The sequence below is a fragment of the Amycolatopsis sulphurea genome (assembly GCF_002564045.1).
Taxonomy (GTDB): Bacteria; Actinomycetota; Actinomycetes; order Mycobacteriales; family Pseudonocardiaceae; genus Amycolatopsis; species Amycolatopsis sulphurea.
In genome coordinates this window covers 5314295-5335340 of the sequence record NZ_PDJK01000002.1, presented here as the reverse complement: position 1 = coordinate 5335340, position 21046 = coordinate 5314295, and the positions used below count along the sequence as shown (strand labels likewise).

Sequence of the window (21046 nt, the reverse complement as noted above, 5' to 3'; positions counted from 1 at the left end):
CGATGGCCAGCGCCGGATCCGGGAACCGGCCGAGTAGCCTGCCGAGCCCACCCGCTCATGAGCGTAAACCCAGGCGCATCACTGGGCTTTTTCTGGGCATTGTGCTTCACTACGGGCATGCCCAGAAAAAGCCCAGCAAGGGATGACGTAGTTGCTGGCTTGCAGCGGCTTCTACGGCGCGGCTTGCCGGTGACCCCGGCCAGCGCGGACACGGCCCTGCTCGACCTGCACGGTATCGTCGCCAGGGCGGTGGACCCCGCCGACGGAGCCAGCTGCACGGCGGCGCTGGATGGCACCCTGCGGGGGCTGCTGGCTCGGTTCGACGATGCCCGTTACGCGCCGGCGGCGCGGGCGTTGTTCGGGCTGCCGCCGGCCGAGCCGGGGCAGAACCTCACCGTCCGCCGCGAACTCGCCGCCGCGGCCGCCGGGCACGAGGTCCATCACTTCCGCAAGCGGGTCGAGCCGAAGCTGGTCGAGAAGGTCGCTTGGGAGCTGCTGGCAGACGCGGACCGGTTCACCCGCTTGGCGATGATCGCGCCGCGGCTGGCCCCGGCCACGACGCGGCAGCCGGTTCCGGCGGACCCGTTCGCCTGGGAGGTCGCCGAGCACGAGGAGCAGCTGAGCAGGTTGTGGTCGGCCCTCTACGCCGCCCGCGCCGAACTGCTGGCCGTCGAGCGGGTGATCAGCCTGGAGGCCGGCCGGGTGGACATCACCACCACCGCGGTGACCGCGGCCTGGCGGTGGGCCGCCGCCCGCGCCGAGGCGATCAGCTACACCACGGCGTTCGCCCCCGGCGGCGACACCGGCCCCGACGAGCTGGTCGCCCTCGCCGGCTGGACCCCGGCTCTGACCGCGGCGCAGACGTCCCGGCTCACCGAGGCGGCCGCCGGCGGCGCCAGCCGCGAGCAGTTTGTCGCCGCCCTCCACGGTGAGACCGGGCTGGGCAACGCCTGGGTCGAGGGGTTCTTCGCCCGCCCCGCATCCCCCGACAGCAGTATCGAGAGCATCGAGCAGGAGAACGGATCAGCGTCGTGACCAGCACAACCACCAACCCCGCCCTGACCGCCGCCCTTCAGGCTGCAGCAGGCGGTGACCCGCGCCGTTACGTCATCATCGGCGGCCCCTCGTCGGGCAAGGACGACCTGATCACGGCGATCCACGCCGCCGGGATTCCCTGCATGGCCGAGGAACCGGGCCGGGAGATCTACCGCAAGCACCGGGAACGGCTCGGCCGGCACCTGCTTCGGGAAGACCGGCGCGACTACTCGCTCGAGGTACTGGAGGCGTTCGTCGCCGAATACACCGCGCACAAGCACGGGATCAGGTTCTACAACCGCGGCATCCCCGACGGTTACGGCTGGGACGCGTTCTTCGGGCTGCGCCCCACCGCCGAACTGGAGGAGGCCACCCGGCTCTATCGCTACGACGCGATCTTCGTACTCGGCCCGCTGGACACCTTCGAGGACCCTGACGACATCGTCTGGGCCAAGGACCGCGAGATCCGCCGAGTGCACGAACTGATCGTGCAGGGCTACTACGACGCCGGCTACGAACCGGTGTTCGTCGCCCCCGACGCCGCAGCCGCCCGGCTGGACTTCATCTGCTCCAACCTGCGCCTGCCCAAACCCAGCCGAGGAGCGTGAACCGCATTGTCCCGCAACGGAAAACCAGAAACATCCGGGCTGCTGCTCTCGCCGAACAGCGTGCTGGCCAACGCACTGCTGCGCTCGATCGACATCCTGCGCCCCGAAGTGCTGGCCGCGCGGCCGGCGCGGATCGAGTTCGTGGTCGGCACCCAGATCAACGGCGCCCCGCACCTCGGGACGAACCTGGTCCAGACCACGGCGGGCGTTTCTGCTCGCCAAGATCGCCCGGCGGGAGTTCTCCATCGACACCATCGTCCGGTTCGGCGCGCTCGATAACGCGCCCTATGACGTGGTGCTCGACCCGGAAACACACAGCGCCTACCAGCAGACCTACTACCACGCCCTGAGCAAGGACGGCGTCGGCGAGCTGATCGAGCGCTACTACCGGGCGTTCTTCGACTCACTGTCCGAAGCCACCGACACCGACTATGCGGTGGAGACCTACGCCGACCAGCAAGCCGGCCCCGGCTTCCGAGCCGAGTTCCTGCGCACCCTTGAACACTTGGAAGACATCCGCTGGTGGATGGCGCCCAGCCACGGCGTCGTCCACATCAGGATTCCCTGCCCGGACTGCGGCTGGGCGGAGAAACGCGCCGACCGCACCAAACTCGCCCACCTCGACGAGGACGGCGCCACCTCCACCGCCGCTTGCTTCGACCACGGCCCTTACGAGGCACACATTGACCCCGAAGACGATCAACCTTACCTGGACCTGGCCACGCTCTATCGGAACCTGGTCAAGGAACGCGCGCTGGGCCGTGACGAGCGCACGCTGCACGTGATGATGAAAGGCGGCGACTGGACTTTCGGCTGCCAGCTCGTCGACGGCGCCCTCGGCGCCCTGGACACGCCGCCGGCGCGGATGCCATCGAGGATCTTCACGCCCCAGGTGCTGGCCCCGACCGGGGCGAAACTGTCCAAGTCGTTGTTACGCGAGCACGGCAAGGACGTCCTGCCCGCCGATGTCGAGCCCTGGATGCTCGACACCACCGCCTGGCCCGCCGACGTCGACAACTACGTCGACGCGCTGGTCTGGCTGGTCGGCGAACTGCTCACTGACCCCAAGCACTTCTTCCGCTCGTTCACCGTCAAGGAACTAGGCAGGCTCATGACCGCACGCCCCACCGAGCCCCTGGTGCGCGCCCACGAAATGGGCATCTACAAGCGCTACTTCGACCTCATCGCCGCCGGCCGCAAGACCACCGAGATCCGGGTCAACGACTCCAGCCGCAAAAAGATCAAGGAAGGCTCGCTGATCCGGTTCCGCTGCCAGGGGGACGAAATCCTCACCCGCGTCACGCGCATCGCCCGCTACGCCACCTTTGACGACATGTTCGCCCACGAGACCGTCGCTTCGGTCAACCCGCTGGCCACCCGCGAGGACCAGCTCGCGAACATCCGCCAGATCTATCCCCCCGAGCGCGAAGCCCTCGGCGTTGTCGCCATCGGCATCGAGCTCCTCGGCCCGCCCCGGACATCCTGACCGCGATCTCCCAGAACGGTCAACGCGATCCGACAACCCCGGTTCCGACACCCGGCTTGCCTAGTGAACGCAGTCCAGATTGCACGCGCTTCCCGGCTGCATGATGACCGAATCCGGTGGCTTCGAAAATATCCACGTTCACCCCTTATTCCGTTTCCGGGTCGTCGCCAGGCCAGATCTGGAAATCCTGCATCCTGCGGTTACCTGCCCCGGAGAAGGTCAGCGCGTTGTGCGCGAGCGCGATAGCAAATTCTTTCGCGAGCGAGGCATCCTGAAATTTGGGACCGGCCAGTAACACAACCTCGTCGGTGCCGTCGCCGATAATCAGCGCCGGAAGCTGCCCCCGGTAGATCACCGACCGCGAAGAGCTTTCCTGCGTGACCTCAACCGTGATCCGCTCATCATCGCGCGGGGTCACCACGACAAGACCTCGTGCACCACGTCGGCTACCGTCCCGTTGCCCGCGCGCGTCGTGGTGCCCCGAACCTCGCGGGTGGCTACCGCGTCGTTGTAGGACTGGACACACGCGGCGTCCGAGACGGCGCCACGCTCGCGGACATAGATCAGCGCCGCCGGGTCGCTAGGGTCACCAATCGGTGTCCCCTCCCACCCGCACAACACCAGGCGCGAGAGCGCCGTGTGCCGCGTCTGCTCGTCTGCCGTCACCGCTGACCGTCCCTTCCGCTGGCGTTGGATCACGGAACCGGCGACCGGTCGGGGGCCGCGATCACCGGTTCCGTTCCCTCCACCATCGGAACGGCAGGCACGATCAACAGGGGTTTGCCGTCTACCGTCGTCTACAACGGGTCGACCAGGTCGCCCGCCTCGTCGGCGGGCACGCCTGCTGAGCGGTTCGCCGGCCGTTCGCGCAGGCACCGCCAACTCGGTCACGACCGCGCCCGGAGGCCCGGCTACGCCGGGGGAAATGAGGGAAAACCACCCCCACTCCTGAGCCACGACTGATCCACGGCTGTGATGGGGTTGCGTGGCAAATCGACCAGTGAAACACCAGGTCGCGATACCAGGGTCGGTATAGGGCGTTATACACCCGGGATACCGGATCGGGTGAGCCGGGAACCGCGGGCCGGGATGTCCCGACTTCTGCGATGACGATCGATCAGTGAACAACCAGGAGCGCCCCATGCCCGAGAACCTGCGTCACATCGCGACTTTCTGCGGCAACTGCGACTGCGGCTGCCCAGAGCTGCACCTCGCCGAATCCGCGCCGCCGGAGCGCCGCGTGGTGCTCACCGATGACTTCGGGCAGCGGGTGGAGATGAGCGTCGCCCAGCTCCGCGTCCTCGTCGACGACGTGAAGGCAGGCGCGCTCGACAGCGTGCTGGCCTGAGCCGTTCACATCGCGCTGTCGGTTTCCTCCTGCGCGCGCAGCAGATCTTCGCGCGCGCGGGAGACCCGCGAGCGGACGGTGCCGACCGGGCAGCCGGACACCTCGGCGGCCTCGGCGTAGGACAGGCCGAGAAACTGCGTCAGCACCAGCGCTTCCCGCCGGTCGTCGTCGAGCCCGGCCAGCAGCAGGCCGAGCTCGATCAGGTCCTCGAACCCCGCCGCCCGGCTGCGTGCGGACTGCTCCTCGGCGGCGTGCTGCCAGTCCGCGGTGGCCGATTCGCGCGGCCGCGCCGAGCGCGCGCGGATCCGGTCCACGACCACGCGCCGGGCGATCGACAGCAGCCAGGTCCGTGACGAGGACCGGGCGGCGAACCGGGGCAGCGAACCGAACGCCCGCAGGTACGTCTCCTGGGTCAGGTCGTCGGCCTCGGCCGGGCTGGTGCGGTGGGCGAGGAACCGCCACACATCCGCCTGGGTCTCGCGGACCCAGCGTTCCAGCGCGGCCCGATCCCCGCGGCCACCAGCGAGTGCGAGCGCGGTGATCCGCTCGTCGTCGCTGCCACGGCCGATGGACACCCGCATCACGCTAGTACATGGCGGATCACCGGCAGTTCCCGGGCGCGCGGCGAGAAAGTTCCCGGACACCGGGAACTCGCGCCGGGGTACCGGCGACTATGGAGAACGTGAGCTGTGAAATCTTCCGTGAAGCCCTTTCGGCACGGCTGGACGGCGAGGCCGGGCCGGTGCCCGAGGACGAGGTCGACGCGCACCTCGAAACCTGCGCCGCGTGCCGGAGCTGGTACGAGCGCAGCGCCTCGCTCCGCCGGTCGATGCTGGTGCGCGCCGCACCCGCGGTCCCCGATCTGACCGCGCGGATCATGGCGGAGACCCCGCCCCCGCCGCGGGAGAAGTGGGGGCTGCGGGTCGCGCTCGCGCTGGTCGGGCTGGTGCAGTGCGGGCTGGCCTTCGCGCAACTGCTGGGTATGGACACCGGCATGCACGACGCGCACGGCGGGGTCATGGAAGGGCACCTGCTCAACGAGAGCGCGGCGTGGAACCTGGCGGTCGGCGTCGGCCTGCTGTGGGCGGCGCTGCGCACGCGTGCCGCCTCCGGGCTGTTACCGATGATCACCGGGTTCGTGGTCGTACTGGGCGTGCTCACGACCGGCGACCTGATCGGTGATCGCGTCACCGCCGCGAGGGTGCTGTCCCACACCTTCCTGGTGCTCGGGCTGATGCTGCTGTTCGCCGTGCACCGCCAGCATCGCGCGCAACACCAGCCGGGTCCGGATCTCACCGACGCGGTGGACACCGGCGAGGAAACCTCGGTGCAGCAACGAGGTGCACTCGGGCTGGTCCGTCCGCAGGGAAAGCGCGGGCGTACGGCGCAACGGCCCACCGGACGGCGCCGGGCCGCTTGACCCGGCGCCGCGCGGTCAGATCATCGCGAGCGTCATCACGCCCATCCCGAGGCTCATCACGCCTTCCATCGCGAGCCCCGTCGTGCGCTGGCCGGGCCGCCGCTCACCCCGGGCCGCATCGATCGCGCGAGACAGCCAGACCAGCCCGGCCACCACGAAGAACACCGTCAGCACGACCGCGACGATCACCACATGCGTCGGCCGGTTCATGGTCATTCCGGCGTGGTCCATACCGGCGTGGCCCATCGCGGCGTGCTCACCGCCGGTCATCGTCATGGTCATCCCCGCCATCGCCGATGGCATCGCGAAGACCATCCACGCCATGCCGGCCATCATCAGCGTGTGATGCGTCCAGGCGAACCAGCCGTGCCCACGGGCCGTCACCGCGAACCACACCGCCGCCGCGGCGAAGAGAATGATCTGCGGCAGCCGCGCGAAACTCATCGTCGCCGGCCACGCCATGCTGACCATGCCCGCACACATCAGCGTGTGCAGTACTTCCGAAACCGAGCCGGTGAACTGTGCCCGGCGCACGCAGCGATACAGGCAGAATGCCGCAGCCATGGCGAAAACGAGCGTGAGGATCCAGCGTAATCCGGAGTCCGTGATCACCGGGTCACCTCCCGGCGCAGGCCCAGCAGCACGTCCACGGCGAGGAAGGCGAGCAGCGAAACCCCGAACACCGGCAGGAACCACCCGAGCACCGCCATCCCGAGCAGCACCGGCGCGAGCACCCGGCCGGGGATCCGCCGCCAGGCCCCGCGCGCCGGTGGGCGGGGCAACCCCGCAGCGTCCCGGACAGGCCTGCGCAGCCACCACATCCGGTATCCCCAGACCACCAGGCAGATCAGCGCCACCCCGACCACGGTGAGCACGATCTGGTTGGCCACTCCGAACAACAGACCCATATGCGCGTCGATGCCCCAACGGCTCAGCTTCGCGGCGAGCGGATAATCGGCGAATCGCAGCGTCCCGGCGACCTGCCCGGTGCCCGGGTCGACGGTCATCGAGTCCTGTTTCTCCGGCCAGCTCCGCCCGACCTGCGCCACGACGTAGTTGTCGCCGGGCTTGGCCGGCGGAGTGATCTGCACCGGGTCCGCCAGCCCCGCGCGCACCGTGGCCTCCCGCACCGACTGCCACCCGACGTCGCCCGGAGTAGCCGGCGCGCTCGCGGTCACCGACGGAGTGGTCCAGTCCCACGCGGACCGCAGGTCGGTGATGTTCGCCCCCGCGTGCAGCGACCAGGTGAGCCCGGTGGCGGACAGGAACAGCAGCGCGGCCGCGGTCCACAGCCCGGCGGTACCGTGCCAGGACAGCAACCGCCGCCGCCCGCGCGCACGCCGGACCGACCGGCGCCTGCCGAACCACAACGCGAGCCCCGCGAGCACCACCACCCACAGCCAGCTCGCCGCCAATTCGCTATACAGGCGGCCGAAATCGCCCAGTTGGAGGTTGCGATGCAGGGTGTCGATCCACCCGCGGATCGGCAGTGCCTGGCCGGATCCGTAGGTCTCCAGCGCACCCCGCACCTCGCCGGTGTGGGGATCGACGAACACCGTGTAGTGGTAACTCGGCTCGAGCGCCGGCCGATCGAAGACGACCTGTGTCGTGTCGGTCGCGGACGGCGCCGGGCGTACCCGGGCCAGCTTGCCGTCCGGCACCTCGGCGCGCGCGATCGCGATCTGCCGGTCGAGCGGTATCGCACTGGCGGCCGCCGGCACGTGCAGCTCGCGGGCGTAGACCGCCTGCTCCACCTGCGGAGTCCAGATGTAGGCGAGCCCGGTCACCGCCGCGATCAGCAGGAACGGCCCGACGAACACGCCGGCGTAGAAGTGCAGCCGCAGCAGTAATGGCCGGATCGCCGCCCAGTTCGCGCGGGGTGGCTCCGGGTCCGGGGTGAGATTCGAGGCAGCCGGCTCTGAAGTCGGCAGTGACATAGGCGCTCCTCCCGCAGATTCCGCCTTCCCAGGAGTCGAAGCGCGGGGGTGGCCGGTTCCCCGGTCTTTCGTGACGGCGGTCACCGCGGGCGATCCCCGGTACCCAGTATCCACAAAGGACAGTGCCCACCCGCCTCCGAGGAACCGGGCAGCGCGGCCCGGTTCCTCGCCGCCGCGTCAGCCTCGCCAGCGGTTGTTCATGAAGGCGTCGTCCTCGTCGTCCATCTCGTCCGAACTCATCCGGGCCCGCCGGGCGGGGCGCTCGGCGCGAAACGGCGATACGCCCGGAGCCGGCTCCGGGCGACGGCCGGACGGAGGCGAGGACTCGAAGTCCAGCCCCTGCGAACCGTTCTCGGCCTGGTGGGCTTCGGGCTCGAAGTCGAACTCCCGCACCTCCTCCGGCTGTACCCGGCCCTTCTCGTCCTCGCGCTTGCCCAGCTCGCGGCGGTACATGACGTAGCGTTCGGCGGCCTTGGCCTGCTTCGTCATGAACGCGAGCCCCTGCGCCTTGACCTCGTCGGTGTGCTGTTCACGCAGCGTCGCGCGGTCGGACTGCTCCCGGACGAGAGCGGCCAGCCGGGTCCTCAGGCCTTCGAGTTCGTCCACTGTGTCCTCACTTCCGCGCCCGGTGAACCGGGGACAGATCGTCGTCGTCATCGAGCGAACCGGTGATCCGCTGGCCCGAGGCAACGCTCGATTCGAACAGGCCGTTGCCCTCCACCCGGTAGGTGCGGCTGCGGTCGTGGTCCTCGCCGCCGCCACCACCGCCTCCACCACCGCCGGAGCCGCCCATCGGCATCCCGCCACCCATCGGGTGGCCGGGTGGGGTGGCCCCGGGCTGCTGTGGGCCGGTCTCCGGTGTCCCGCTGTCCGGTACACCGGGCAGCCCGCCGCTCATCGTCGGCGCGCCCAGCTGGTGTCCGGTCGGCGCACCGGCGAGGTGCGTATCGGTCGGCGCCACGCCTGGTGCACCGGCATGGTGCGGCCCGGCCGACGAGGGCGTGTCGCCGAGCGGAGTCCCGCGTTCCGGTGGGGTGCCACCGGCAGGAGACCCGTGCTGCAGCGGCGTATCCCCGAGACTCGGCCCGTGCCCCGGCAAGGTGCCACCGGCGGGAGACCCGTGTTCCGGCAGAGTGCCACCGGCGGGAGACCCATGATCCGGCAGAGTGCCACCAGCGGGAGATCCGTGCTCCAGCGGCGTGTCCCCAAGGCCCGGCCCGTGCCCGGTGCCACCGGTGGGCACGCCGTGCTCCACCGGATGCGCCGGCGACGGATCATCGGCCGGATCCGGCATCCGGGTGCCGTCGAACGGCCGCAGACGCGGATCGTCCGCCAAGGGCGTGGTGTCCACCGGCTCCGGGATGCCCCTCGCGCCGCCCACCGGCGAAGGAGACGTGTCCCCCGGCTTCCCCTCGTGCGACGGGCCGGTGCCGGTGCCGCCCTGTTTCGAGGGCTCGTCGTGTTTCGAGGGCTCGTCGTGCTTGGGGGACCCGTCGTGTGCCGGGCCGGTGTCTCCCGGGTGGGAGCCATCGTGTGCCGAGTGGTGCTCGCCGAGGGTGTAGGTGGTCGGGTTGCCGCTGCCGTCGTCGACCGTGACCTTGGTCGGGCCGTCCGGACCGTCCGGGCGTTCCGCGGTGATCTTGAGGTCGCCGTCCTGAATGTGGATCTTGCCGTCCGGGCCGGGGCGGTAAGTGTGCCCGCCGTCCGGGCCGTCCCCGCCACCGTGACCGCCATCCTGGCCGCCGCCGGTCCCGTCCCCGGAGCCGTTCTCGTCCCCGGAGCCGTCGCCGTTCTCGTCCCCGGACGACCAGTCGAGGGTGAAGTCCTTCGGATCACCCTCACCGTCGCCGACCTTGATGTCCATCCGCCCGTCCTCGCCGGGCTCGGTCATCTCGAAGGTCTTGCCGTTCTGCTCGACCTTCAGCGTCTCCTGGTCTTCCTCGCCGCCCTCGCCATCCTCGCCGCCGTGCTCGCCGGTGGGGTCGCCACCGCTGGAACCACCACCGCCGTCCTCGCCCGGCTTGCCGTCGTCCTTGCCACCGCCGCCCTTGTCGTCACCGGGATGGTCGCCGCCCTGCCCGGCCGGGTCGTCGCCCGGGGGCAGATTCGTGTCCGGGACCGGCGGCGGGATCGGCGGGCCACCACCCGTACCGCCACCCGGTGAGCCGCCCGGCGGCAGATCCGTGTCCGGCACGGGCGGAGGAATCGGCGCACCACCACCGGAACCACCGGTACCCCCGCCAGGCAGGTTCGTATCCGGCACAGGCGGAGGCGCGCCCCCACCGGCACCGGGACCGGACCCACCGGGCGTATTCCCTTGCGGCAGATCGATATCCGGAACCGGCGGCGGGGTCGGCGGCGGCGCACCACCACCGGAACCACCACTCGTACCGCCACTTCCGGACCCGCCACCCGTGCCCCCACTGGGCAGATTCGTGTCCGGCACCCCGCCGCCTTGACCGCCGCCGGGGTCGTTCGGACCACCGGGCCCGGCGTACTGGCCCCCCGGGCCGCCGTTGCGACCGCCGCCGTGCCCACCCCCATAACCGCCACCGCCATAACCGCCGCCCCCGTAGCCGCCACCGCCGCGGCCGCCACCGGAACCACCCGTCCCGCCCGCGCCGCCGTGGTCCCCCACCTTGCCGAACTCGTTCTTCACCTTGCCCATGACCTTGTCCAGCTCGTCATAGGCCTTGTCGGTGAACTCCTTGGCGTCGTCGCAGCTCTTGACGAAACCCTGCTGATAGATCCGGTCCCACATCACCGGGTTGAAGTGCTGCTGGATCCACTGCTTGGCGAGTTTCTGGCCTTCCTTCTTCATGTCCGTCTTGTCGCAGCAGCCGCGATCGTTGAGCGTCTGATAGAGGTTCGTGTGGAAGTTCGCGTCCATCCAGCCCGCGATGGCGGCCAGATCGTCGTCGCTGACGTCGCTGCCCTTGGCCACCTTCACGACCAGCTTGGCCATCGGGAAGTCCGCGCAGGCCACCAGCAGGTTCTTGTTGTACAGCTCGATGATCTGCCGCGCCTTGGTCTGGACCAGGGAGTAGACCGTGGCCGCGGTGGTCTTGGTGGCCTCGGCGGCGCTGCCGAGCGACTGCTGCAGCTTGGTCGCCTTGGGCACCAGATCGTCGTTGTAGTGGTCCCACGCCGCGTCGGCGGCCGCGCCCTTCCAGGTCTGCATCAACGTGGTCAGCGTCGAGCCGGTGTCCTTGATGGCCTGGTCGACGGTGTCCGCGCCGGTCTTGAAGTGCGTGGCGTCCTTCATGAAGTGCTCGAAGGAGATCGCGCGCTGCTCGTCGAAGCGTTTGGTGATCTCGTCCATCTTCAGTTCGGTGGTGTTGCCCTTGCAATCGTCGGGCAGATCCTTGAACAGCGAACCGAAGGTCTCGAACAGCTTCAGCGCGGGCTTGGCGGTGTCCAGCAGCTCGTCGGAGGTCTTCGTGCCACTGGTGTCGTCGGGGGCGGGCGGCTTCTTCTCGTCGAGCTTCTTCTTGCCCTCGTCGACGGCCTTCTTGTGCTCGTCGTCGTTGTAGGACGCCTGATCGCCGGCCTGCTTGGCCTCGTTGTAGGTGTCCTCGATCGACGGCGGGCCGAACGCGTAGTTGATCTCCTTGTTGGAGACATAGGCGTGGCTGTATTTGGCGGCGTCCTCCTTCGGGATGGCCATCCCGTTGAACATGCACGCCGACATCAGCTTGCTCTTCTGATCGTGCGGGACGGCGGGGTCGTCGAGGACCTTCTTGATGTCCTCCCACGAGGGCTGCGCCATCAGAGGGTCCCCGCCTGGTCGATCTGGCCGCTCTGGTCGTATTCGTTGTCGTCGTAGGCCTTCGCGCCCGAGGTGAGCTTCGTGCCGAGTTCGGCGAGCTTCGCCTGGTAGCCGGTGACCGCTTCGGAGAGATTCTTGGCCCCGTCGAGATACTGCTTGGCGTGCGCGGTGTGCGCGTTCCCGAAGTCCTTCTCCGCCACGGCGGGCGTGGCCAGGTCCGGGTTGCCGTCGAGAAGGTCCTGGGCGTACCGGGTGAGCTTCTTCGACGCGTCACTCATTGCCTGGGTGGAGGCGGTGTATCCCCCGTTGCCGCTCATCTGCGCTGCTCTCCTAGCTGGCCCGGCCGGCGCCGGTCCGTTCGTTCAAGGCGTCCGCGAGTACCCCCGCCACGGCGGCGATGTCGGTGAACCGGTCGAGCCGCTCCAGGCCGATGGTCACCTCGTGGTGGACCTCGAGCGCGGCCAGCAGCCGGACCCGGCCCTTGGAGTCCACGCCCAGCTCCTCCAGCAGGCTGTCCTCGTGCACGTCCGCGGGGTCGAGCAGGAACGTGCCGCACACGATCTTCACGACGTCGGCACAAAGATCAACCACGGCCGCCACCGTACCGCGCCCGCGCGGCGGCCCGCGCGACTTTGCCGCTCGAAGTGCGCGGGAGACCACCCCGCTCGACCAGCCGGACCGCACGCAGCGTCAGGCCGTATTCGGCGGACACCGCGCGCAATATCGCCCGGCGTACCGCGACCGGGTCCGCCTCGCCGGTCCATTCGGCCGCCACCACCGCGCCCTCGCCCGCTTCGCCGGTGACCGCGAACGCGGCAACGCGGCCCCTCCGCAGCGCCGGATGGGCCTGTTCGGCGGTCGCCTCCAGATCCTGCGGGTGGTAGTTCCGGCCGTCCACCACGATCAGGTCCTTCAGCCGCCCGGTCAGGTACAGCTCACCCCGGTGCCACACGCCGAGATCACCAGTGCGCAACCAGCCGCCGTGCCCTTCGAGCCAGGCGTCGAACGTGTCGTCCGCGCGGGCCCAGTACCCGGTGCCCACGTGCGGGCCGTGCACCCAGACCTCGCCGACCACGCCGTCCGGGAGCACCCGGCCCTCGGCCACCGTGCGCACCCGCTGCCCGATCGGCCGTCCGACGGACACGATTTCTTGCCCACCTTCGGTTTCCACGGCCTTCCCCGCGGCGAGCTTCGCACGATCGAAGGTGGCGCTCACCGGCCCCTCCGGCCCGGCGCTGGTGACGTAGACGGTGGCCTCGGCCAGCCCGTAGGAAGGCCGGTGCGCCTCGCGGCGGAACCCGAGCGGGCCGAACACCTCCTGGAACCGGGCGACGGTCGACGGGCGCACCGGCTCGCTCCCGTTCAGCGCGACGCGCACACCGGAGAGGTCCAGACCTTCCGGCAGGGGCTCCGCGGCGGCAAGGTCGAACGCGAAATTCGGCGCCGCGGTGAACACTTCCGGATATCCGGCCAGCTGCCGCAGCCAGCGCTGCGGGCGGTGCACGAATTCCAGCGGGGCCATGAACACCGACCGGCAGCCGGCGAACGCGGGCAGGCACAGCAGCTGGATCAGCCCCATGTCGTGGAAGAACGGGATCCAGCCGGCGCAGGTGGTTTCCGGGCCGACCTCGTAGGCGAGACTCGCCTGCCAGCAGGCCGCGGCCACCGCCCGATGCGGGATCACCACCCCGGCCGGGTCGCGGGTGGACCCGGAGGTGTACTGCAGATACGCCGGATCCTCCGGCCCGGGCCGCACCGGTTCCGCCGGGGCCCCGGTGAGCTCGTCGACGATCACGAGCCGGTCCGCGGGCACGAACCCGCGCACCCGGTCCACCGCGCGGCGCGAGGTCAGCACGAGCGTGGCGGCGCAGTCGTCCAGGATCACGGCGAGCCGCCGGCCGAGCCCGCTCCCGGCCGGGTCCATCAGCGGCACCGCGGTCATCCCGGCGGCCAGCACCCCGAAGAACGCGACCGGATAGGCGATCTCCTGCGCGGCGACGATCGCGATCCGGTCCCCGGGACGCGCGGCCGCGCGCAGGTGCGCGGCCACCACACCGGCACGGTGAACCAGCTCGGCCCAGCTCACCGTGTCCTCGATGGCGGCGAGGTGGTCCTGGTGGGTGTAGGCGGGCCGTTCGTCATCGGCCCGGGCGAAGAGCCGTTCCACGAGCGAGACGCGCAGCACGTCGTCCGGCACCGTGCCCTGATCGGACGGTGAAGTGCGCAACGGCCTCACTCCGGACCGGGAGCAGATACGGACGCGCTCCGCCCGGCGCTCCCCCACCCGGCCGGCCACGATAGGTGATCAACACTACCGCCCGGGCGGACCGTGTGGCCAGGCGCGGCTGCCGCCCGAACGGCTTCCACTGGCGGCAGATCCCCGCGTGGATCTCTGTCCATTTCGGACAGGTCGGGCGGCGGGCCGGCACACCCGCGTGGCTGGTGCGCGGCGGAGGCGGGGTCGTTCCGGTCGCATGGCGTGGGACCCCGTCACGCCCGCGGCACAGCGTGCCCCGCGGCTGGTGCAGGCACGTCCGTGCGAGCGCTGTGGTCACACCGCCTCGCGGCTCTCGGCAACCCAATACACCCCCACATGCAGGGCGGGGTCACCCGAATGGGCGAGTTTCGACAGGAGCTGCGTCACGGCCGCCGCGGTGCCGGGTTCCGTTCACGGGAGCCACGGTCCCCTCGTTCGTCGGGGGACGAGGGGACCACCGGGTGGCGGGTCGGCGCAGGGGGCCTGCCCGCCACCCGGCCCGCTCCGCACAGGTCCATCCCGGCCGGGCTTCCCCGGTTCGGTGCGCCGTCGGCGTCGGCCCGCCCACGGCCTTGCGCCCGGCAGGGCTGCACCGCCACCCGTGGAGTCTCCTGTGGCCCGCCGTTCCGCACCGGCCTCGCACCCGCCGTTACCCTCGGCGCACGTCTGTGAAGGGGCCCTTCACGGACTCAGACTTTGTGCCCCGCTGGGGCGCCTGGTTCGGGGTGCAAATAGGGAGTGCCTCAGCAGTCCCATAGGAACCACGCGCCCCAAAAGGGTGATTTGGTACCTATTTACGGTCAGAGTCCAGGGTGTCGGCAAAGTCGGTGTGGAGGTCTGTGAAGGGGCCCTTCACAGACTCAGAGTCCGTGAAGGGCCCCTTCACGGCTTTGGGTCCCGACCGGAACCGAGTCGGGCGGCGCGCGGATGGGCACCCGGGCCATGATGGTGGGCATGGAATCCACCCGAATCGACCGCTGGCTGTGGGCGGTCCGGCTGGCCAAGACCCGCGCGGACGCCGCGGCGGCCTGCCGTGGCGGGCACGTCCGGGTCAACGACCGTCCGGCGAAACCGGCGACCACCGTGGTCGCCGGTGACCGGGTTCGCGCCCGGATCGGCACGACCACCCGGGTGGTCGAGGTGGTGCAGGTGATCCAGAAACGGGTCGGCGCGCCGATCGCGGCCACCTGCCTGATCGACCGCACCCCCGCCCCGCCCCCGGAGGCGGCGATCCCGGTGGCCCGCCGCGAACGCGGCGCCGGGCGGCCGACCAAGCGCGAACGCCGCGTCCTGGACGAGTTCCGCAAGCAATCCGGCTGACCCCGAACGGTCCACTGTGGACGGGTCAGCCGGAGCACACCGGCCGAACGCCGGGCGGACGGAACACCGTTGTGCGAGGCTGAGGGCATGGCCACCGTGCGTTCCTTCGTGACTTCGTGGACCACCGTGCTGCCGGTGATCGCCGTGGTCCTGCTGGTACTCACCTGGGGCCGCGAGCTCGGGCCGGTGCCCGTCACGGTCGTCGCGCTCATGCTGGCCGGGACGGTGCTGGCCGCGGTGCATCACGCCGAGGTCGTGGCGCATCGGGTGGGGGAACCGTTCGGCTCGCTGGTGCTGGCGGTCGCGGTCACCGTGATCGAGGTCGCGCTGATCGTGACGATGATGGCCTCCGGCGGCGAGAAGGCGGACACTCTCGCGCGGGACACCGTCTTCGCCGCGGTGATGATCACCACCAACGGCATCGTCGGGCTCTCGCTGCTGATCGGCGCCCGCCGATACGGCGAGACCCGGTTCCACCCGGAGGGCAGCGGCGCGGCGCTGGCCACCGTCGCCACGCTCGCCGGGCTGAGCCTGGTGCTGCCGACCTTCACCACGAGCAGGCCGGGCCCGGAGTTCTCCGGCCCGCAGCTGACCTTCGCCGCGATCGCGTCGCTGGTGCTGTACGCGATGTTCGTGCTGACCCAGACCGTGCGCCACCGCGACTTCTTCCTCCCCGTCGGCGCAGACGGGCAGGCACAGGACGAAGACCAGCACGCCGTGCCGCCGGCCCGCCGGAACGCCCTGGTGAGCCTGGTTCTGCTGCTGATCGCGCTGGTCACCGTAGTCGGGCTGGCGAAGGTGGAGTCCCCGGCGATCGAGGCCGGGGTGCGTGCGGCCGGGCTGCCGCAGTCGTTCGTCGGCGTGGTGATCGCCCTGCTGGTGCTCGCCCCGGAAACCCTCGCCGCCGCCCGCGCAGCGCGCCACGACCGGATGCAGATCAGCCTGAACCTGTCCTATGGTTCCGCAATCGCCAGCATCGGCCTGACCATCCCGGCGATCGCGCTGGCCTCGGTGTGGATGCCCGGCCCGCTGCAGCTCGGCCTCGGCCCGACGCACATTGTGCTGCTCGCGCTGACCGTGGTGGTGAGCGTCCTGACCGTGGTCCCCGGCCGCGCCACCCGCCTGCAGGGCGGCGTGCACCTGGTGCTGCTCGCCGGGTTCCTGGTCCTCGCGATGAACCCTTGACGTTCGCCCCTGCTCCCCTGCGATCTCCCCGCCGACCTCGCGGACGACGGTTTCTGTCGGTGCTCGTCCGTATCCTGGCCGGGTGATGTTCCACCAGCCCCCAGTCCGGTTTTCCAGGGTCCGGCGGACCCTGGAAAACCGGCTTCCCGGCGCCGTTCTGCCCGGAGTCGCTGCCGTCCTTACTGCCCCTGCCGTCTCTCCTGCCTCTGCCGCCCTTCCGGTCCTTGCTGACCGGCGGGCCCACGCCGCCAGGTGTGTCGTCGCTGCCCGTTGTGTCCCTGACCGTCGCGTTTTCTCGAACAGGTGCGTCACACCTGCCTGGCGGAGCGACGAGCACTGCGCCGGCCCTGTTCGCCGTCCGCCTTCGCGGCAACGATGACCGTCCGTCCACATCGGACCGCCGGGAACCAGGGCGAGCCACACCGGACGAGGGCAGGCGCCGCGGGAAACGCGGCGCCTGCCCAGTTCAGTAACGGATCAGGCGGTGACCAGCCACAGCCCGTAGGTCTGCAGGATCTCGTTCACCGGCTGGAACCAGGTCTCGCCGCCGGAGCTGCAGTCGCCCCAGCCACCGGAGGTGACGCCCTGTGCCTGGTCGCCGGTGATGAACGAACCACCGGAGTCACCGGGTTCGGCGCAGGCGTCGGTGTGCGTCATGCCGGAGACCGCGCCCTCCGCGTAGTTGATCGTCTCGTTCAGCGCGATCACGGTGCCGCAGTGCCAGTGCGAGGTCGAGCCGGAGCGGCAGACCGACGAGCCCGCCGGAGCCACCTCCGAACCGCGCACCAGCCGGTCGCCCACCGTCCCCCAGCCGAGCACGACCGGGGTGGTCCACCAGCCGTCGCCGACGCTGATGAACGAATAATCGTTGCCAGGGAAGGAAGAACCGGCGAACGAGCCCATCGCGGAGCCGTCCCAGCCGGCCACCGAGCTGCCGGCGCGACCGCAGTGCCCGGCGCTCACGAAGCCGCCCTGCACGGAGAATCCGATCGAGCAGCGCACGTTCCCGTTGATGTAGTACGGATCCCCGCCGACGGTACCCGCGGCGAGAGTCCTCGGCTTGGCCGCGGTCGCGACGGTCACCGGGCCGGCCTCGCGGGCGCGAGCCAGGAAGGCGTCGACATCCGCCCCGTGCGCACCGGGTACGAGCGACACCACGACGCTCCCGGTACGCAGATCGGTGCGCCAGCCGCTCACCGACGCCGGCGCGGGATGAGTCTTGGTGGTCGCGTCCAGCTTCTGCTTCGCCGCGTCGAGCGCCGCGGCAGTGGTCCGCACCGGCGTGGTTTCCGCACCGGTGGCGCGGACCGCACCGTCGACCGCGGAATCGGTCACACCGACGACGAGCTTGCCCAGCTTCGGGTCGAACCAGGCGCCACCGTAAGCCGCGCCCGCCGCCTTCTCGGCGACCGGGAGCACCTTCGCGGCAGCCAGTTCCTGACCGAGCCGGGTCTGGGCCTGGCTCGCGGTCAGGCCGAAATCACGTTGCATGGCCGCGAGCAGCCCTGGCGAGGCCTGCGCGGCCGCCGGGGTGAGCGCCGCGGTGGCGAGACCGGCCACGAGCAACGCGGTGCCGCTGAGGGAAAGGGTGATTCTTCGACGCATGGCAATTCCTCCGGGGACCTGGGGGAGAAAGAAACACACTGCGTGCAGAAGTGTGCGACCGGGTTGCCGAAATGGTCCAGACCTAGACCGGGTTTTTGTCCGTTTCCCGACACCACCGGCACCGGCGCGGGCATCCAGCCGCCAGCCACCCGGAGCCCGCGCCGGTCCGCTGCTTCCCCCAGGACGGCAACGATTAGCCCGGTCGGGCGATCAGCCTGCGAGCACCACCGCACGTCGACAGAGCCCAGGGCAACCCAGCAGACCGGGTTGAGCGTCCCAGCCCGCGGAAACCCACCCGCACGAAGGCGTCCGACGGCTGAGGTCGTGTGATCGCATAGGGCGTAGACCCGGTTGGTCCTGGCGATATCGTGCAGCGCGCTCGTACCGGCCACCGAGAACCGATGCCGGTCTCCGTGGACGAACTCGGCCGTCGACAAGCGCGGACCCCACCTGGTCCGATGTGGACAGACGAGACCAGGGCATCGTCGAGGCCGCTGGGTTCGCAGGACAACCGCGGCCACCGGGTTCAGTGGGTCCGGGCGCCCCGAGCCGTGCTGAAACGGAACTCGATGGTGACCGGCAGCTCATCGAGGTCCAGCGCCTGCCGCAGCCGGGGCAGGGTCTCCTCGGCAAGCCGCTCACGGATCCGCCGTGGGTCACCGTCCTGCTCGACCGTCACGACGAGCGCCAGGGCCGGTTCCGCACGGGATCCCGCCAGCGTCGCGCGCGCCGCGTGCACGCCCTCGCTCGCGCGCAGTTCTTCGGTGAACGGGAGCATCGCCGCGTCGGCGGCCATCTCGGTGCGACCCCGATCGGGATCGGTTTCATAGCGCCACGTCTGCGTCTTCGGCCGTCGCGCGAGCTGGGCCAGCAGCCAGCGCAGACACAGCAGCCCGAGCACGACCGCACCGCCGGCGACGACGTAGAGCACCCAGGTGGGCGGCAGGGCGGTACCGGGCACGAGCGGCGCGCCCGGGTCCAGTACCCGCAGCCACCGCATGTGCGTGGCGAACGCGAACACCCCGGCGACCATGAGGAGCACGCCGAAGACGGCCAGCAGCCAGCGGTTGAGCCGGACCGGGCGGTTCAGGCTGGTCATCACGAACTCCTCGTCGCCGAAACGGCCACCCGGACCGCAGGCTGCTCGACCGGGCCGACCTCGTCGAGCCGATGCGTCACCGCCGCCTCAACGGCCTCAGAGAGCCCTTCGGACCGCGTACGGTGGGTACGGACCCGAACCCGGACCCGTCGACGCCCGAGCCGCACCTTGGCCGCCGAGACGCCGTCGACGCCGGAAGCGGCGGCGCGCAACGTCGAACGGTAGCTGGCTCGCGACGCACCCGAATCCAGCGCTCCGTGCAACGGCAGCACCGTACGACGGCCCGGCAGGACAGCGGCCAGCAGCAGGCACAACCCGAGTACCACGGCCACGATCGAGCCGAGTTCAAGCCACCCACTGGTCCACGGCGTGCGGTTCAGGGCACTGGCGACCGAGGAGTAGCTCACCCACGGCCGTTCCCCGATGATCAGCTGGATCGCGACCACCGCCACCAGCACGCAGGCGGCCAGCAGGACCAGCGCCGTCAGCGCGGCCGCGGTGGCGCGGCGTGGACGTCGCTTCACCGCACCCTCCGCCCGTTCTCCACGGCGCGCTGCAGTGCACCGACCGTGATGTCCACTTTGGACACCGTGAGCCCGGTCAGCTCACCGATCCGCTCGGTGAGGTGGTCCCGCGCGCGCTCGCTGGTGCGGGACACCGAGGCCGGATAGGCCACCGAAAGCCGCACATCCAGCGTCACCTGGCCGCCGTCCACCCGGGCGGTCACCTTCGCCGGGCGTTGGGGGCCGGCGGAACCGATGCCGAGGACCCGGCCCGCGGCTCCGCCGACGTCGTCCGTCTCGCGCACCGCTCGGGCCGCGATGGCCGCCACGACGGAGTCCTCGATGGTCAGCGCGCCACGCTCCGCAGCGTCCACAGTGGTCAGTGCCGTCTCGCGCACAGCCGCCTCAGCCGCGGTCACGGCCGGTCAGCTGCGACAGGTCGAGCTTGCCGTCGAGCACCCGGCCGACGAGCAGGCCCAGTGCGCCGAGCACGAGCACCAGTACGAACGCGCCGAAGCCGCCGAACGCCGCGGCCAGGCCGAGTGCGAGACCGGTGAGCAGTCCCAGTTGTGTCGCGTTCATCAGTCCTTCTCCTTCACCGCGGTTTCCTCCGGCAGCGCCAGATCGGCCACCACCACGTGCACCGGGCGGTCGCCGATCCCGGCGGCCACGCGGACGGCCTCGGCCAGTTCGCCTGCCACGAGCGGGAACCGCGCGGTGACCGCGACGGTGACCGCCTCCTCGCCCACCCGCACGCCGGGCACGCGGTGGGCGATACCCAGCGTCACGACCTCCCCGAACCGCCCGCCGTGCAGCCCGGCCACCGCGGGCAGGGCGGTCACGGCGGCGGCGATCCGGTCCGCGGTGGCCTCCGGCGTCACTGCACCCGGCCGGAGTCGGCCGGGGCTCCCTCGTCGTCCCCGGGCAGGTGCAGGTCGACCACCTCGACGTTGACCTCCACCACCTCAAGGCCGGTCATGTGCTCCACCCCGGCGATCACCCCGCGCCGGATGGACCGGGACACATCCGCGATCGAAGCGCCGTATTCGACGACGACCTGCAGGTCGACCGCCGCCTGCTTCTCCCCCACCTCGACCGAGACGCCCTGACCGGCCGACGCGGTCGCGCCGGGGATGCGCTCGCGCAGCGCGGAGAACGCCCGTGCCGCGCCGCCGCCGAGCGCGTGCACGCCGGGGACCTCGCGGGCGGTCAGTCCGGCGATCTTCTGCACCACGACGTCGGCGATGGTGGTCAGGCCCTCCTTGGTGGCGAGGGTGCCCCGTCTGGGCTGCTCCACCTCGTTCTGCGGACGGGACTTGGTGGCAGTCGAGTCGGCCATGGTCTCTCCTGTCGTCAGCTGCCGATGGGGACGATCGGCTGATCGCCACTACCCCGTCCGACACGGCCGCCGGGCAATCCGCACGCACCGGTTCGGGTGAGATCCGGTTCACCCGAACCGGTGCGTGTGGTTTCC

At 70.6% G+C, this 21046-nt stretch carries 25 protein-coding genes; 8 read left to right on the top strand and 17 right to left on the bottom strand.

Annotation, left to right across the window (positions count from 1 at the left end):
- Positions 1–189: 189 nt before the first annotated feature.
- From ATK36_RS30355 to ATK36_RS34060, 4 genes are read left to right on the top strand one after another with little or no spacing between them, the layout of a single operon-like run.
- Positions 190–1035 (top strand): hypothetical protein, encoded by an 846-nt coding sequence (locus ATK36_RS30355; protein ID WP_141544576.1) that lies wholly within the window; start codon positions 190–192, stop codon positions 1033–1035.
- Positions 1032–1643, top strand: coding sequence for an AAA family ATPase (locus tag ATK36_RS30350; RefSeq protein WP_170069969.1), 612 nt, complete (start codon positions 1032–1034; stop codon positions 1641–1643). The genes ATK36_RS30355 and ATK36_RS30350 overlap by 4 nt, the downstream gene beginning before the upstream one ends.
- A gap of 6 nt (positions 1644–1649) precedes the next feature.
- Positions 1650–1922 carry a hypothetical protein gene (locus tag ATK36_RS32640; RefSeq protein ID WP_170069640.1) on the top strand — a complete coding sequence of 91 codons (273 nt, stop codon included), beginning with the start codon at positions 1650–1652 and terminating at the stop codon, positions 1920–1922.
- Between the two features lie 16 nt (positions 1923–1938).
- Positions 1939–3129 (top strand): ASCH domain-containing protein, encoded by a 1191-nt coding sequence (locus ATK36_RS34060; RefSeq protein WP_245915314.1) that lies wholly within the window; start codon positions 1939–1941, stop codon positions 3127–3129.
- Positions 3130–3274: 145 nt separating this feature from the next.
- Here the strand turns inward: ATK36_RS34060 and ATK36_RS30340 are convergent, their stop codons facing one another.
- Both ATK36_RS30340 and ATK36_RS30335 read right to left on the bottom strand, forming a co-directional pair.
- Positions 3275–3547 carry a hypothetical protein gene (locus ATK36_RS30340; protein ID WP_141544575.1) on the bottom strand — a complete coding sequence of 91 codons (273 nt, stop codon included), beginning with the start codon at positions 3545–3547 and terminating at the stop codon, positions 3275–3277.
- A complete protein-coding gene (locus ATK36_RS30335; RefSeq protein WP_098514562.1) occupies positions 3544–3795 on the bottom strand; it encodes a hypothetical protein in 252 nt (83 codons plus the stop codon). Before ATK36_RS30335 ends, ATK36_RS30340 begins: the two co-directional genes overlap by 4 nt.
- Before the next feature lie 475 nt (positions 3796–4270).
- On the opposite strand from ATK36_RS30335, the gene ATK36_RS30330 reads away from it, so the two are divergent.
- Positions 4271–4477 carry a hypothetical protein gene (locus ATK36_RS30330; protein WP_098514561.1) on the top strand — a complete coding sequence of 69 codons (207 nt, stop codon included), beginning with the start codon at positions 4271–4273 and terminating at the stop codon, positions 4475–4477.
- 5 nt (positions 4478–4482) lie between these two features.
- On the opposite strand, the gene ATK36_RS30325 is transcribed toward ATK36_RS30330, so the two are convergent.
- Positions 4483–5052 (bottom strand): sigma-70 family RNA polymerase sigma factor, encoded by a 570-nt coding sequence (locus tag ATK36_RS30325; protein WP_387000496.1) that lies wholly within the window; start codon positions 5050–5052, stop codon positions 4483–4485.
- Between the two features lie 98 nt (positions 5053–5150).
- On the opposite strand from ATK36_RS30325, the gene ATK36_RS30320 reads away from it, so the two are divergent.
- Positions 5151–5897 carry a zf-HC2 domain-containing protein gene (locus ATK36_RS30320; protein ID WP_098514559.1) on the top strand — a complete coding sequence of 249 codons (747 nt, stop codon included), beginning with the start codon at positions 5151–5153 and terminating at the stop codon, positions 5895–5897.
- A 15-nt stretch (positions 5898–5912) separates the two neighbouring features.
- Here the strand turns inward: ATK36_RS30320 and ATK36_RS30315 are convergent, their stop codons facing one another.
- The 7 genes from ATK36_RS30315 to ATK36_RS30285 form a co-directional block, all read right to left on the bottom strand.
- Positions 5913–6509 carry a DUF5134 domain-containing protein gene (locus tag ATK36_RS30315; RefSeq protein WP_098514558.1) on the bottom strand — a complete coding sequence of 199 codons (597 nt, stop codon included), beginning with the start codon at positions 6507–6509 and terminating at the stop codon, positions 5913–5915.
- Positions 6506–7834 carry a PepSY-associated TM helix domain-containing protein gene (locus tag ATK36_RS30310; protein ID WP_098514557.1) on the bottom strand — a complete coding sequence of 443 codons (1329 nt, stop codon included), beginning with the start codon at positions 7832–7834 and terminating at the stop codon, positions 6506–6508. The genes ATK36_RS30315 and ATK36_RS30310 overlap by 4 nt, the downstream gene beginning before the upstream one ends.
- Before the next feature lie 177 nt (positions 7835–8011).
- A complete protein-coding gene (locus tag ATK36_RS30305) occupies positions 8012–8440 on the bottom strand; it encodes a hypothetical protein (protein ID WP_245915313.1) in 429 nt (142 codons plus the stop codon).
- Positions 8441–8447: 7 nt separating this feature from the next.
- Entirely contained in the window at positions 8448–11603 is a 3156-nt protein-coding gene (locus tag ATK36_RS30300) for a WXG100 family type VII secretion target (protein WP_245915312.1), read from the bottom strand.
- On the bottom strand, positions 11603–11920 hold the full coding sequence (locus ATK36_RS30295; protein WP_098514555.1) for a type VII secretion target: 318 nt from the start codon (positions 11918–11920) through the stop codon (positions 11603–11605). The genes ATK36_RS30300 and ATK36_RS30295 overlap by 1 nt, the downstream gene beginning before the upstream one ends.
- A 13-nt stretch (positions 11921–11933) precedes the next feature.
- Positions 11934–12194, bottom strand: a complete 261-nt coding sequence (locus tag ATK36_RS30290; protein WP_098515299.1) for an acyl carrier protein — start codon at positions 12192–12194, stop codon at positions 11934–11936.
- A complete protein-coding gene (locus tag ATK36_RS30285; protein ID WP_245915311.1) occupies positions 12187–13830 on the bottom strand; it encodes a fatty acyl-AMP ligase in 1644 nt (547 codons plus the stop codon). The genes ATK36_RS30290 and ATK36_RS30285 overlap by 8 nt, the downstream gene beginning before the upstream one ends.
- A gap of 984 nt (positions 13831–14814) precedes the next feature.
- Between ATK36_RS30285 and ATK36_RS30280 the strand changes: the two genes are divergently transcribed.
- On the top strand, positions 14815–15180 hold the full coding sequence (locus tag ATK36_RS30280) for an RNA-binding S4 domain-containing protein (protein WP_098515297.1): 366 nt from the start codon (positions 14815–14817) through the stop codon (positions 15178–15180).
- An 87-nt stretch (positions 15181–15267) separates the two neighbouring features.
- Entirely contained in the window at positions 15268–16365 is a 1098-nt protein-coding gene (locus tag ATK36_RS30275; RefSeq protein WP_098514554.1) for a calcium:cation antiporter, read from the top strand.
- 477 nt (positions 16366–16842) lie between these two features.
- Here ATK36_RS30275 and ATK36_RS30270 read toward each other — a convergent pair whose 3' ends face one another.
- From ATK36_RS30270 to ATK36_RS30240, 7 genes are all read right to left on the bottom strand, one after another.
- A complete protein-coding gene (locus tag ATK36_RS30270) occupies positions 16843–17970 on the bottom strand; it encodes a S1 family peptidase (protein WP_098514553.1) in 1128 nt (375 codons plus the stop codon).
- A 526-nt stretch (positions 17971–18496) separates the two neighbouring features.
- Positions 18497–19069: an alkaline shock response membrane anchor protein AmaP gene (locus tag ATK36_RS30265; protein WP_098514552.1), complete on the bottom strand. Its 573-nt coding sequence runs from the start codon at positions 19067–19069 to the stop codon at positions 18497–18499.
- The gene (locus ATK36_RS30260; protein WP_098514551.1) at positions 19069–19593 is read right to left on the bottom strand and encodes a DUF6286 domain-containing protein; all 525 of its coding nucleotides are present in this window, start codon (positions 19591–19593) and stop codon (positions 19069–19071) included. Before ATK36_RS30260 ends, ATK36_RS30265 begins: the two co-directional genes overlap by 1 nt.
- Positions 19590–19991, bottom strand: coding sequence for an Asp23/Gls24 family envelope stress response protein (locus ATK36_RS30255; protein ID WP_245915310.1), 402 nt, complete (start codon positions 19989–19991; stop codon positions 19590–19592). The genes ATK36_RS30260 and ATK36_RS30255 overlap by 4 nt, the downstream gene beginning before the upstream one ends.
- A complete protein-coding gene (locus ATK36_RS32630) occupies positions 19978–20154 on the bottom strand; it encodes a hypothetical protein (RefSeq protein ID WP_098514550.1) in 177 nt (58 codons plus the stop codon). The genes ATK36_RS30255 and ATK36_RS32630 overlap by 14 nt, the downstream gene beginning before the upstream one ends.
- Positions 20154–20453: a hypothetical protein gene (locus tag ATK36_RS30245; RefSeq protein ID WP_098514549.1), complete on the bottom strand. Its 300-nt coding sequence runs from the start codon at positions 20451–20453 to the stop codon at positions 20154–20156. The genes ATK36_RS32630 and ATK36_RS30245 overlap by 1 nt, the downstream gene beginning before the upstream one ends.
- Positions 20450–20911 carry an Asp23/Gls24 family envelope stress response protein gene (locus tag ATK36_RS30240; protein WP_098514548.1) on the bottom strand — a complete coding sequence of 154 codons (462 nt, stop codon included), beginning with the start codon at positions 20909–20911 and terminating at the stop codon, positions 20450–20452. The genes ATK36_RS30245 and ATK36_RS30240 overlap by 4 nt, the downstream gene beginning before the upstream one ends.
- Positions 20912–21046 lie beyond the last annotated feature (135 nt).